Annotated in this window: 11 protein-coding genes; all 11 read left to right on the forward strand. The window is 36.1% G+C overall.

Going from position 1 to position 14341, the window contains the following annotated elements:
- Nucleotides 1-400: 400 nt before the first annotated feature.
- A complete protein-coding gene (gene secA, locus NiCM35_RS05980; protein WP_095330302.1) occupies nucleotides 401-2920 on the forward strand; it encodes a preprotein translocase subunit SecA in 2520 nt (839 codons plus the stop codon).
- Nucleotides 2921-3207: 287 nt separating this feature from the next.
- A protein-coding gene (prfB, locus tag NiCM35_RS05985) for a peptide chain release factor 2 (protein ID WP_123258225.1) occupies nucleotides 3208-4312 on the forward strand; the annotation gives its coding sequence in 2 pieces (ribosomal slippage) (nucleotides 3208-3279 and nucleotides 3281-4312; 1104 coding nt in all).
- A gap of 245 nt (nucleotides 4313-4557) precedes the next feature.
- The gene (locus tag NiCM35_RS05990; protein ID WP_095330303.1) at nucleotides 4558-5538 is read left to right on the forward strand and encodes a glycosyltransferase family 2 protein; all 981 of its coding nucleotides are present in this window, start codon (nucleotides 4558-4560) and stop codon (nucleotides 5536-5538) included.
- A complete protein-coding gene (locus NiCM35_RS05995) occupies nucleotides 5538-5966 on the forward strand; it encodes a GtrA family protein (protein ID WP_095330378.1) in 429 nt (142 codons plus the stop codon). The genes NiCM35_RS05990 and NiCM35_RS05995 overlap by 1 nt, the downstream gene beginning before the upstream one ends.
- A complete protein-coding gene (locus tag NiCM35_RS06000; protein ID WP_303985403.1) occupies nucleotides 5963-7648 on the forward strand; it encodes a DUF6044 family protein in 1686 nt (561 codons plus the stop codon). The genes NiCM35_RS05995 and NiCM35_RS06000 overlap by 4 nt, the downstream gene beginning before the upstream one ends.
- Nucleotides 7649-7790: 142 nt before the next feature.
- Nucleotides 7791-8591, forward strand: coding sequence for an undecaprenyl-diphosphate phosphatase (gene bacA, locus NiCM35_RS06005; RefSeq protein WP_433778933.1), 801 nt, complete (start codon nucleotides 7791-7793; stop codon nucleotides 8589-8591).
- A 380-nt stretch (nucleotides 8592-8971) separates the two neighbouring features.
- Entirely contained in the window at nucleotides 8972-9790 is an 819-nt protein-coding gene (locus NiCM35_RS06010) for a YitT family protein (RefSeq protein ID WP_095330306.1), read from the forward strand.
- Nucleotides 9791-10462: 672 nt separating this feature from the next.
- Nucleotides 10463-11149, forward strand: a complete 687-nt coding sequence (gene ftsE, locus NiCM35_RS06015) for a cell division ATP-binding protein FtsE (protein WP_047943910.1) — start codon at nucleotides 10463-10465, stop codon at nucleotides 11147-11149.
- The gene (ftsX, locus tag NiCM35_RS06020) at nucleotides 11139-12032 is read left to right on the forward strand and encodes a permease-like cell division protein FtsX (protein ID WP_095330307.1); all 894 of its coding nucleotides are present in this window, start codon (nucleotides 11139-11141) and stop codon (nucleotides 12030-12032) included. Before ftsE ends, ftsX begins: the two co-directional genes overlap by 11 nt.
- Before the next feature lie 216 nt (nucleotides 12033-12248).
- On the forward strand, nucleotides 12249-13649 hold the full coding sequence (locus tag NiCM35_RS06025) for a murein hydrolase activator EnvC family protein (RefSeq protein WP_371470705.1): 1401 nt from the start codon (nucleotides 12249-12251) through the stop codon (nucleotides 13647-13649).
- A 217-nt stretch (nucleotides 13650-13866) separates the two neighbouring features.
- Nucleotides 13867-14205 carry an ArsR/SmtB family transcription factor gene (locus tag NiCM35_RS06030; protein ID WP_095330309.1) on the forward strand — a complete coding sequence of 113 codons (339 nt, stop codon included), beginning with the start codon at nucleotides 13867-13869 and terminating at the stop codon, nucleotides 14203-14205.
- The last annotated feature ends 136 nt before the right edge of the window (nucleotides 14206-14341 follow it).

The raw sequence follows: 14341 nt of genomic DNA on the forward strand, positions 1-14341 counted from the left end.
AGAGTGTTAGTGAATTGGCGATAGGCAAAACAAATAAAACGAGAGTGCAGAATAATATTCATGCCTCTCGTTTTATTTGTTTTGTGTCCGTTTGCTTGATAGAGTGCTTTGTTTTACTAGGTATAAGTTGTCACGCTATTGTGGAAATGGTAAGATGTATAGATGATACTAGTTTCATTTTAAAGAAAAATGGGTATTTAGCGATCATTTTTCTTCTATAATATATAGTATTACGTCAGTCTTATAGATAAATAATCAAAAAATGGATTTTAAAGGATGAAATCACAGGATAAGTTAACAAAGAAGACAAATATTTTTCATCTGTTTTTAATGATAAAAAGATAATCTTCCCAATAACTAGTGCGATTTCTCATTATAATAGAAAAAGGAGCGTTTTTTAATGCTTGGAATTTTAAATAAAGTATTTGATCAAAACAAACGCGATATTAAAAAATTAACTAAAATTGCGGATAAGATTGAATTGCTTGCAGATGAAACAGCAGCATTATCGGATGAGCAATTAAAGGGAAAAACAGAAGAATTCAAGGCGCGATTCCAAAAAGGTGAAACATTAGACGACTTATTGGTAGAAGCATTTGCAGTTGTTCGAGAAGCAGCAAAGCGTGTGCTTGGACTTTATCCATACCCTGTCCAGTTAATGGGGGGAGCATCCCTTCATGAAGGTAATATTTCAGAGATGAAAACGGGGGAAGGTAAAACGTTAACTGCGACAATGCCTGTATATTTAAATGCTCTCTCTGGTAAAGGGGTCCATGTTGTTACAGTCAACGAATATCTTGCTACTCGTGATGCGGCAGAAATGGGACAATTGTATAATTTTCTTGGCTTAACAGTGGGGCTTAACTTAAATGGCCTTTCAAGAGAAGATAAGCAAGCTGCTTATAATGCAGATATTACTTACGGAACAAATAATGAGTTTGGTTTTGACTATTTGCGTGATAACATGGTTCTTTATAATGAGCAGAAGGTACAAAAACCATTGTATTATGCTGTAATCGATGAAGTCGATTCTATTTTAATTGATGAAGCACGTACACCGCTGATCATTTCCGGTTCCGCGCAAAAATCAACACAGCTTTATGTTCGTGCCAACATTTTTGTCAGCAGCTTAAAACCAGAAAAAGATTATACGTATGATGAAAAAACAAAGGGTGTTCAATTAACAGAAGAAGGAATGTCCAAAGCAGAGCGTGTATTCCAAATTGAAAACCTCTTTGATGTTTCCAATGTTGCGATTAACCATCATATTACCCAAGCGCTAAAAGCCCATGCAAGTATGCATAAGGATGTAGACTATGTGGTTCAAGATGGCGAAATTGTCATTGTTGACCAATTTACAGGTCGTCTGATGAAAGGTCGCCGCTACAGCGATGGCTTGCATCAAGCAATTGAAGCAAAGGAAAACTTAGAGATTCAAAATGAAAGTATGACCCTTGCAACCATCACATTCCAAAACTATTTCCGTATGTACGAAAAGCTTGCAGGGATGACTGGTACAGCGAAAACAGAAGAAGAAGAATTCCGCAACATTTATAATATGAACGTTGTTGTTATTCCAACAAATCGTGAGATCGTTCGTGATGACCGCGCAGATTTAATCTATGCTTCTATGGATGGGAAATTTAGAGCGGTAGTGGAGGACATTGCGGAGCGCCACAAAAAAGGCCAACCAGTACTTGTTGGTACAGTTGCGATTGAAACATCTGAAATTATTTCTAAATATTTGACGAAAAAGGGCATTCCACATAATGTCTTGAACGCGAAAAACCATGAAAGAGAAGCGGAAATCATTGCAACTGCCGGAGAACAAGGTTCCGTCACAATCGCAACGAACATGGCAGGTCGTGGTACGGATATTAAACTTGGTGAAGGTGTAAAAGAATTAGGCGGATTAGCCGTTATCGGTACAGAGCGTCATGAAAGTAGACGTATTGATAATCAGCTTCGTGGTCGTTCTGGTCGTCAAGGAGATCCAGGGGTTACACAATTCTATCTTTCGATGGAAGATGAATTGATGCGCCGTTTTGGTTCCGATAATATGAAAAATATGATGACAAGACTAGGCATGGATGATTCTCAGCCAATTCAAAGTAAAATGGTCTCTCGTGCTGTAGAATCTGCCCAAAAACGTGTTGAAGGAAATAACTTTGACTCACGTAAGCAATTGCTACAATATGATGATGTTCTTCGTCAACAACGTGAGATTATCTACTCACAACGTAACGAGGTATTAACTTCGGAAAATCTGCGCTCTATTGTAGAAAATATGATTAAATCATCATTAGAGAGAAATATCCAAGCGCATACTCCAGATAATGCTGATAGAGAAAGCTGGGATTTACAAGCGATCGTGGATTATGTAAGTGGAAATCTTCTTAACGAAGGCGAAGTAGAAGTAAGTGATCTTCGCGGAAAAGAAGGCGATGAAATCGTTGAATTCATTTTTGCGAAAGTACTACAAAGCTATAATGAAAAAGAAGAGAAGCTTTCTCCTGAGCAAATGCGCGAATTTGAAAAAGTTATCGTGCTTCGTGCAGTAGACAGCAAGTGGATTGACCATATTGACCAAATGGATCAGTTACGCCAAGGTATTCACCTTCGTGCATATGGACAAATCGACCCGCTTCGTGAATATCAATCAGAAGGTTTTGCTATGTTTGAAGCAATGGTTATTGCCATTGAAGAAGATGTCGCTAAATATATCATGAAAGCAGAAATCCGCAATAATCTGGAAAGGGAAGAAGTGGCAAAAGGCCAAGCAGTAAACCCGAAAGAAGAAGGCGGCGACAAGAAACCAAAGAAAAAGCCAGCAGTAAAACAACTAGATATTGGACGTAACGCACCATGCTTCTGTGGAAGCGGCAAGAAATATAAAAATTGCCATGGAGCAAATTTATAAAAGAATTTCGTGAGCAGCCTATCTTTCCTTTTAAGGAAGGATAGGTTTTTTTTCTTGGTTTTGGTTTGCGGAGCAAGTTTGTAGGTGAAAGGGAGAGTCGCAAGTAAAGGTGGTGAAGCCGCAAGCATATAAAAAAAACGCACAACTATTTCTCTTTTTCCTCCAGTAAAAACATTATCCACCATGAAATTAACAGGAAAACATGCATTTTTTTGCAAAAAGCCATATAATACATAAAGGAAGTAGTAAACTACCTAGTACTATAATTTATATAAAGGGTGACATGAATGGAATTAGCAGATATTCGTAATGAGTTAGAAAAGATAAATGTAACACTAGAAAACTTTAGGGGGTCTCTTTGACTTAGAAAACAAAGAGGCACGTATTGCTATGTTAGAAGATGATATGCTTCATCCTGATTTCTGGAATGATCAGCAGGCTGCTCAGACCGTCATATCAGAAAGCAATGCATTAAAAGATCAAGTTCATGAGTTCTATAAATTAGTGGAAACTTTTGAAAATCTTGAGTTAACATATGAATTGGTTAAAGAAGAAGACGATGCTGAACTTCGTGCGGAGTTAGAAGAGGAGCTTACAGAATTAGTTGGTCGTTTAAGCCAGTTCGAATTAAATTTATTATTAAGTGGACCATATGATAAAAACAATGCCATCTTGGAACTTCATCCAGGAGCTGGTGGAACAGAGTCTCAAGACTGGGGCAGCATGCTATTACGTATGTATACAAGATATGCAGAGAAAAAAGGCTTCAAGGTGGAAACTTTGGACTATTTGCCAGGGGATGAAGCTGGGATTAAAAGTGTAACATTGGCAATTAAAGGCCATAATGCTTATGGGTACTTAAAAGCAGAAAAAGGGGTGCACCGTTTAGTTCGTATTTCCCCATTTGATTCATCTGGACGCAGACATACAAGCTTTGTTTCTTGTGATGTAATGCCTGAGTTTAATGATGAAATCGAAATCGAAGTGCGCACAGAAGATTTAAAAATTGATACGTACCGTGCAAGTGGAGCGGGTGGTCAGCATATTAACACCACGGACTCTGCTGTACGTATTACACATATTCCTACAGGGGTTGTTGTTTCCTGTCAAACAGAACGTTCCCAAATAAAAAACAGAGAAACAGCCATGAAGATGTTAAAAGCGAAATTGTATCAACGTAAAATTGAAGAGCAAGAAGAGAAGCTTGCGGAAATCCGTGGGGAACAAAAAGAAATCGGTTGGGGCAGCCAAATCCGATCTTATGTTTTCCATCCATATTCCATGGTGAAAGATCACCGCACAAATACAGAGGTCGGGAATACACAATCTGTTATGGATGGTGACCTTGATATCTTTATTAATGCTTATCTTCGTTCAAAAATTAATGCTTAATAAATGAAGCCAAATTCTGGATGGATTAGTATGTGCTAATCTATCCTAGAATTTGGCCTTTTTTATTGGGAGTTCAGGAAAATGTATCCGTTATCACTAGCTATTCACTATTTTTTACATATTTTTCATATAATTTTTTCCAATTTATGAAACTATTCTACAGTTTGTTCGTCTTACTTAAGTGGGATAATTTAAAAGGGATATTTTATTTTGAGCAATAAACGGAAAGAAAAGAGGTAGTACAAATGCAAAAAACAATATTAACCATTGCGGTACCATGTTTCAATGAGGAAGAGGTATTTGAGCAGACAATGGGGAATCTACGTACTGTTTTGCGCGATTTAATGGAAGAAAATTTAATCAGTGAACAAAGCCAATTATTGTTTATTGATGATGGCAGTAAAGATGCGACATGGGAGAAAATAGAAAATGCAACTTTGTTTGATCCTTTAGTTAGTGGAATTAAGCTATCAAGAAATTTTGGCCATCAGCGGGCACTATTAGCTGGTTTGGAAGAGGCTGTGAAGTTTTCAGATTGTGTAATAAGCATTGACGCTGACCTTCAAGATGACACGGGTGTAATCAGAGATTTCATCATAGAGTATTTAAAAGGCAATGAGATAGTTTATGGGGTAAGAAGTAAGAGAGAAACAGATACTTTTTTCAAAAGAAATACTGCCCAAGGCTTTTATCGTTTAATGGAGAAAATGGGATTATCCCTTGTTTATAACCATGCTGACTACCGATTATTAAGTAAAAGAGCGATTGAGGAAATGCTGCGCTTTAAAGAGTCTAACTTATTTTTAAGAGGGATTGTCCCTTTACTAGGCTTTAAATCAACAAAGGTTTATTATGAGCGAAAGGAACGAGCTGCAGGAGAATCCAAATATCCGTTCCGTAAGATGATTGCTTTTGCTTTAGATGGAATCACTTCTTTTAGTGTCAAGCCAATCCGACTTATTACCATACTAGGTTTCTTATTTTCTGTTATTAGCGTATTTGCTGGTGTATATGCCATTGTTCAAAAATTTATGGGACATACAGAATCGGGATGGACTTCTATAATGATTTCTGTTTGGCTGCTTGGTGGATTAATGCTAATGAGCATCGGTTTAATTGGTGAGTACATAGGAAAAATTTATGAAGAAGTGAAGCAGCGTCCACGTTATATTATTGAAAGCAATCTATGCAAAAAAATAGAAAAAAGATCAAAGGTACAATCTTGATGAAGGATAAATCATTTCTTATATTTTTAGTAGTTGGTCTTATGAATACTTTTATTGGTTTAACGATGATTTATTTATGCTTAACCGCCTTTCATTTCGATTATTGGGCCGCAACTTTTATAGGAAATGCAGTAGGAGCATGTGTGAGCTACTTTTTAAATAAGCGATTTACATTCAAAAGCAATGCCGCTCTAGGAAGCAGTGGACTTCGCTTTATTGCCGTAATTTTAGCCTCTTATCTGCTGGCATATAAAGCAGGATTAGTGCTGGTTGAAATGCTGCTTGGTGAATGGAACATTTTCGCTTCCTATACCGATGAAATCGCCGTTTTGTTTGGAAGTGGCTTCTATACTTTGTTAAATTATGCTGGACAAAAATATTTTGTTTTTCCAAAAAGATATCAACAAAATTCTAGGAGCGTCAAATGAATTATCTAAAAAGAGAAAGAAAGTTTTTTTATATAGCAATTGCCATTATTTTCGTATGGGTACTTCCTTATTTTGTGTTAAATGAAGATGCACATATGCGTGTACATGATAATCTAGATTCTAATTTAGGCTGGTATGAGGTGATGAAGGATAACGGAATTGCCTTCTCGCCATTACATACACCAGTGGAACAAATTATGAATGGGGAATTTTCACGAGACACCTATTATTCAGAGTATTATGCAATGGTGTTTCTATTTCAATTCTTGCCACCAGTCATTGCCTATGGCCTTTGCCAAGCAATAACACATTTTGTTGCTTTTATTGGCATGTATTTATTATTAAAAAAATATGTGATGAAAGAAGAGCATAATAAAGCTTATATCTTAACTATTGGTGTGGCGCTTGCCTTTAGCTTAACACCCTATTGGCCGTCAGGAATGCTTAGTATTCTTGGAATGCCTCTTGCTTTATGGAGTATGCTGAATATTTATAAGGGTGAAAGAAGCTGGAAAGATTTAGCCGTTTTAACGCTGCTTCCTTTCTTTTCCACCTTTGTTATCGGCTTTTTCTATTTCCTAGCTGTCATGGGACTGTTCTGGCTTTATGACTTTGTGCGGAATAAAAAAAGCAACTGGGCTTTATTTTTTGCTATTTTGTATATGACAATGGTTTATTTGGCAATCGATTATCGCCTTGTTGCTTCGATGATTGCCCCGATATCCGATGAATTAACGAACAGAGATGTATTTTACCAATCAAAGTTGGATTTTGTCCAAACCTTAAAGCTTGTAGGAAAAAATTATGTCATCAGTCATAATCAAGATCGTACCATTCATCAATATATTATTTTACCGGTGACTATAATTGGATTACTTTTTGTTCTTTTGAAAAAACAGTGGCGAGAAAATAAACTTTACATAGGTCTTCACCTATTGAATATTGTCTTATCCACATGGTATGCTTTTTGGTTTTTTGAAGGCTGGCAGCCATTAAAAGAGAAGTTTGGTATTTTAACAAGCTTCAATTTTGCGCGCTTCCATTATCTGCGCCCAATGATTATATATGTTTTATTTGCTCTTACCTTAAAAATGTTATGGAAGAACCGTAACATGGGACGAAAGTTAGTCTATGTACTGATTATTGGTCAATTACTTGTGTTAGTACCAACAAATGAACAAATCATGTACAAAAATCAACCAAGCTATAAAGCGTACTTTGCTACAGATCAGTTTACTGACATAAAGAAATACATTGGAAAACCGCTTGACCAATATAGAGTAGTGAGCATCGGTATTCATCCGAATATAGCACAATACAATGGCTTGTATACCCTTGATTCCTACAGCAATATTTATCCACTAGATTACAAGCTTCAATTTAGGAAAATAATAGAGCCAGAGCTTGATAAAAATAAAGCACTGAGAACTTATTATGATGACTGGGGCGGGAGATGCTATATTTTCGTCGATGAACTGGGCAAGAATTATCAATACTCAAAGCGATCTAATAAAGAAATCAATCATTTACAACTAAATGTTGAGGCGTTGAAAGAGATGGGTGGCCAATATATTCTCTCAGCCGTTCCGATAAATAATGCAGCAGAAACTAATCTCACCTTTATGAAGGACTTTGAATCAAAAAATAGCAATTGGCATATTTATTTATATAAAGTGATGTGAAAGAGTACCTGACTTCTCCTAATCAAGAAGAAGTCAGGTATTTTTTTATTTTTGATTCTAGATAGGAAGGTAAAAAAATATATTAAAATGGACAGGCGTTAATAGCCACTTTTACACATACTGTTCTTATAGGAGGAGCTTCATGGAGATTATCATTGCTATTATATTAGGAATAGTGGAAGGATTAACCGAGTTTGCACCTGTTTCATCAACAGGACATCTTATATTGGTAGCACATTTACTGGAATTCACAGGAGAAAAAGCAAAAACATTTGAGATTATTATTCAGCTAGGAAGCATTCTTGCCGTTGTATTTGTATTTTGGAGACGGATTTTAAGTATTCTTGGAATGAAAAAATGGCAGACAGAAGAGGATGTTGGGACATTAAGTATTTTTCATCTCGCAATTGGCATTATCCCGTTTGGGGTAGGTGGCATCCTGTTCTATGATTTTATTAAGGAAGTGCTTTTTCGGTCAGGAACGGTCGTGATAACCCTTATAATTGGCGGCTTACTGATGCTTGCAGCTGAGAAATGGAAGCCACGTAAGCCTACAGCAGAAACACTTGATGAGGTTACTTATCGGCAAGCCTTTACAGTAGGAATGTTTCAGTGTTTTGCATTAGTACCAGGGTTTTCTCGTTCTGGAGCGACTTTATCTGGCGGGGTTCTTGCTGGAATGAGCCATAAATCAGCATCTGAATTTACATTTATTATGGCCATTCCTATTATGGCAGCAGCGACAGGAAAAGACTTATTCGAAAGCTGGAATTATTTATCCCCACAGGATCTTCCTCTTTTCTTGACTGGATTTATCACCGCCTTTGTTGTTGCATTATTAGCGATCAAATTCTTCTTAAAACTAATCAATAAAATTAAACTTGCTCCTTTTGCCTATTATCGTTTTGTACTTGCCTTCCTCTTTTGGATTTTTATTTTATAAGCTTGAAAGAAAGACCTCGCATACATTTGATGTGAGGTCCTATATTCTATCCCAACTTTCCATAAATACGGAAAATAACGAACCCGTCTGAAGATGATTCCCGTTATTTCACTGCTTTACCACGCTAATTTGCCACCATTTACACTTCAAATAATAGATGATATACTCTCTGCTTGGAAGAATCATTTTGTTTTTTAGAAGCATAAAACTGGGGAAAGGTACATCGCTTCCTCTTTTTCATGTGGATTTTTTCTATAGAATAAGCTGATATTAAAACCATGTCATATTCTGGATTATACTCTTTATCATTAATAAAGATGTCGAATAAGAACACCGTGAAAATATGACATAAACTGACAAAAAAATAGAGGTGTAAAAAAATGAAATGGCGCGAATATATTTATGTGCTAATAGGGTCGGCTTTTGTCGCTTTATCCTTTAATTTATTTTTATTACCTAATAATATTGCATCTGGCGGAGTAAGTGGAATAAGTACTATTACGAAGGCGGTATTTCATTGGGAGCCAGCCTATGTTCAGTGGGCCCTTAATATTCCTTTATTTGTTTTAGGGGTTGTATTATTAGGAAGAAACTTTGGAGTGAAAACATTAATAGGTACCGTATTCTTGCCATTTGTTGTGTATCTCTCTAGAGGATTGGAGCCATGGACCAATGAACCATTATTAGCTGCGATATATGGGGGCATTGGTATTGGCCTAGGAATTGGCATTGTTTTTCGAGGCAAGGCATCTACTGGCGGCACAGATTTAGCCGCACAAATTATCAACAAATATACAGGCATTTCGTTAGGGAAATGTGTAGCTATGATCGATGGCGTAATCGTCATCACCGCTTCTATCGTCTTCAGTATTGAACAAGGTTTATATGCTTTAATTGCCCTATTTGTAACGAGCAAAACCATCGATTTTGTTCAAGTGGGCTTTGGCAGTTCCAAAATGACTTTAATCATTACAGATAAGCAAGAGGAAGTAAGAGAAGGGATTTTAAATAAGATTGACCGTGGTGTAACAAGATTAACAGCGCATGGTGGTTATACAGATTCAGAAAGACCTGTTTTAATGTGTGTCGTAGACCAATCCCAATTTATCAAGCTTAAGCAATTAGTGCAATCAATCGATGAAACAGCTTTTGTTGTTGTAACAGATGCTTCAGAGGTTCTTGGTAGAGGATTTAAATAAATTAATGAGAGTATCTTTTTTAGAGTTGATTCGTGAAATGGGAATTGGACTAAAAAAGATATTTTTTTGTGGGTTTTAACAGAAATAGGAAAAAAAGCTAGCCTGTTTTTGTCGAATTTTCTTTTTAACTCCTATAATGCAGATGAAATTAATTCTATGAACTTTTTTGGACACCTAAAACGCCCCCTTTCATTATGTAAATACTGGATATACCCAGTATATTTTTTAGGTATATATTACTATTTATCAAGAAAAATTACAGAAATAAAGGGGAAATAGGTCGATTTGTAGTACTATAATAATAGGAATTGTTGGCATATGATGAAATTGATAGTACTTTATGTTATGTTTGAAAAGAAAATGTAATAATTTTTTACATTAATTTGTCGTATTATGATGCTATAATAATTTAAGTAAGAAAAGTAACAACCTGCAACTATTTGCAGATTGTCATTTTTAGTCGGTTGAAACTTGTCGAATTTTGGTTTTTGAATCATATGGAAGAGTGGAAGGAATAAGTGAAAGAAATAAAGCTTATTGCTAGAGGATAAATTCATAAACCAAATCACTTCTACCATAACTCTTCAGTGATTCGTTTATGTTTTCAAACTCATATGTACCTTCTTCGCTTTTCAATAATCCATACAAAAAATAATTCAGGTGTGATAATAGATGATAGAAATGAAAAATGTAATGAAGAAGTATGCGAACGGTGTAATAGCCGCTAATGGAATAAATGTTAGGATTAATCAAGGTGAATTTGTTTATGTAGTAGGACCAAGTGGTGCGGGGAAGTCTACATTCATAAAAATGATGTATCGTGAGGAAAAGCCCACTCAAGGAAGTATCCGAATAAATGGTATTAATTTAGAAAAATTAAAAGATAAGAAAGTTCCGTTATTAAGAAGAAACATGGGAGTTGTCTTTCAGGATTTCAAACTCCTTCCTACGTTAACTGTATTTGAAAATGTGGCTTTTGCATTAGAAGTTATTGAAGAAAACCCAAAAAATATAAAGAAAAAAGTCATGGATACTTTAGAGCTAGTTGGATTAAAGCATAAGGCAAGAATGCTGCCAACAGAATTATCTGGAGGAGAGCAGCAGCGTGTTTCGCTTGCGCGCTCGATCGTTAATTCTCCGAAACTAGTAATTGCAGATGAGCCTACAGGTAATCTGGATCCCGAGACATCATGGGATATTATGAATATTTTTGAAACGATAAATAATAGAGGAACAACCATTGTAATGGCAACACATAATCGTGAAATTGTTAATACGATTAAGCATCGTGTTATTGCTATTGAGGGCGGCAGAATTGTAAGGGACGAAACGAGAGGTGAATACGGCTATGAAGGCTAGAACAGTAGCGAGACATACAAGAGAAAGTTTTAAAAGCCTTCTTCGTAATGGTTGGATGACATTTGCCTCTGTCAGCGCAGTAACGATCACATTAATCCTTGTTGGTGTATTTTTCGTTATTATGATGAATTTAAATCATGTAGCGACTTCCCTTGAAGAAAATGTAGAGATCAGAGTGCATATTGATGTGGCAGCAACGAAAGAAGAAAAAAACGCTCTAGAAGAAGAAATTAAGGCGATTCCTGAAGTTGGTAGTGTTATTTTCTCGCCTAAAGGAGAAGAATTGAACAACTTAATCACCAGTCTTGGAGAAGATGGGGATGCCTTTAAACTCTTTGAACAGGATAATCCGTTGAACGACGTATTTGTGGTGAAAACGAAAGATCCAGAGGATACATTAGCTGTAGTAAAGAAGATTGAGAAATTTGAACATGTTGCAAAAGTAAGGTATGGACAAGGAACGGTTGAAAAGCTGTTTAGCGCAATCAATATGAGTAGAAACGTAGGAATTGTCCTGATTATTGGTTTGCTATTTACAGCGATGTTCCTAATCTCTAATACAATTAAGATTACGATTGTAGCAAGAAGAAAAGAAATTGAAATTATGCGTTTAGTCGGAGCGACTAACTGGTTTATTCGCTGGCCATTTTTCTTAGAAGGTATGTGGCTGGGCCTCTTAGGGTCGATTATTCCGATAGCTGCGGTTAGCGCAATATATTACTATGCATATCAGTTCTTAAAAGCAAAATTAGCAGGAAGCTATATTAAAATTTTGGATTATACTCCATTTGTATTCCAAGTATCTACGTTACTCCTAGTAATGGGAGCGGTGATTGGAATATGGGGTTCCGTAATGAGTATCCGCAAGTTTTTAAGAGTGTAAAGTAGTCGTCGATAAATAAATTAGTCTTATGGTCAATAGCTTGAAGAGCGAGAACTACAGTGCTTCAAGCTATTATATTGGAAAAAATGCTACTTTAAAGAGATGTATTGGCAATTGTTTAGACGTGGGATTAAAGAAATAAAACTTATAAAAAGAGAGAAAACATCAGGTTTACCAATTTTAACGATTGGTATACGGGGGAGGAGCTTGTACTAAATGAAAAAGAAACTAGCAAAATTAACACTTGTATCTACACTAAGTGTAAGTAGTATGATCGCATATACATCTATTACGGCATCACCAGTATCTGCCCAAGGTTCACTCAGTGAATTGAATAAGGAAAAAAGTAATCTTGAGAATAAGCATAGCAACGTAAAGAAAAAACTAGATGATTCATCCAATAAATTAGGTGATATCCATTCCCAACAAGATTCAGTAGAAACAGAGATTAAAAGAATAAATACTTCTATCTCTAGTACACAAGTGAAAATCACAGAGAAAAAAGAACAAATTTCCACTACGAAAGAAGAAGTAAAAAAATTAGAGAAGCAAATTGAAGAAGTAAAAGCAAGAATTGAAAAAAGAAATGAATTATTGAAGGAACGTGCAAGATCTTATCAACAAACGGGTGGTATGGTTAATTACCTAGATGTGTTAATGGGTTCGCAAAGCATCAGTGATTTCATTGATAGAGTTGGTGCAGTAGCAACAATCGTAGAAGCGGATCAAACAATCATTAAAGAACAAGAAGCAGATAAAAAGTTATTGGAACAATCAAAAGCTGAGCTGAAGTCAAAATTAAGCTCTCTTGAAACAATGCTTGCTGATCTTGAATCACTAAGTTCTCAATTGAACGCAGAGAAAAAAGAAAAAGATAAATTAATGGCTCAATTGGAAAAAGAAGAAAATCACGTTCATGCAGAAATGCTCTCTTTAGAAGAGGAAGAACAGTTATTGAAGGATCAACAAGTGGCGATGGAAAAAGCAATCAAGTTAGAAAAGGAAAGACAAGCTGAATTAGCAAGACAAGCAGCAGAAGCAGAAAAACAACGAAAAGCAGAGGAAGCTAAGGCTGCGGCTGAAAGAGCGGCTGCACAAAAACAAGCGGCTAATAATACAAAGGCTACTTCCAAAGCAGTTTCAAAGACAACTGCTTCATCTAATGGCGGAAGCAATTCTCCTGCATCCAAGCCAAAAACTTCTGTATCATCTAGCAGCTTTACCCGACCAGCAGGCGCAGGATATTTATCTTCAGGGCTAGGGCATCGTTGGGGTACTTTCCATGCAGGTGTTGATATTGCAGCGACTGGAACAGTTCCAATATACGCAGCTGCTGATGGCGTAGTTATTAGATCATATCCTTCAACCAGTTATGGACAAGTTATTTTTATTAGTCATTATATTAATGGTCAACAATACACAACCGTGTATGCACATATGAGAGAAGGCAGTCGTTTAGTAAATGCTGGCGATGTCGTTTCCAAAGGACAACAAATCGGTACAATGGGTAATACAGGTGATTCTACTGGTCAGCATTTACATTTCGAATTGCATAAAGGACCATGGAATCAAGCGAAATCAAATGCTATTAACCCAGTTGGAATTGTTCCTTTGTAATAGATTAGTATAGTATTAGTTTATCCGAAATAAGGAGAGTTAAACATAATCTCTTTATTCTCCTATAACCTGACTTTATGGCGTTCATATTAAATGAACGCCATTGTTTTTTGTAGTAAGAACCGAGCTGAACAAGAATCATGTTACTACAGAAAGCAATCATTTCTATGCTATAATAGATGGAAAGGTTTGTAATAATGAAGGGGTAAGAATAGAGATGAGCGAATTTAATGAGAAAAAGGAATCAATGAATCCCATAAATAAGTCTGAATTGGATGAAGAAACATTATTTATTGTTTCTCAAACGTTTAAAGCATTATCAGATCCTACCAGAATAAAAATTCTCCATCTATTATCAAAAAAACAACATTCTGTTAATGAAATAGCGGAAAGCCTAAGTATGCTCCAATCCACGGTTTCTCATCAGCTTCGCTTCCTTAAGAATTTGCGCTTAGTTAAATATAAGCGCGAAGGAACTACGATGATTTATTCTTGTGATGATGAGCATGTAATGGGCGTGTTAAAACAAATGATTGATCACGCAAGACATCATTAAAAAAATACCAATTATCTAGACTGTAGATGCTTCTATATAATAGATAGATGCTGTACTGCCCCTAAATTGTTAGACATCAAATCTAACGATTTAGGGGTGTTTTTATAGCCGTTGCAGATTAGAGGTTTTTTGCTCT

It is taken from the genome of Niallia sp. M35, from assembly GCF_050971705.1.
Lineage (GTDB): Bacteria > Bacillota > Bacilli > Bacillales > Cytobacillaceae > Niallia > Niallia circulans_A.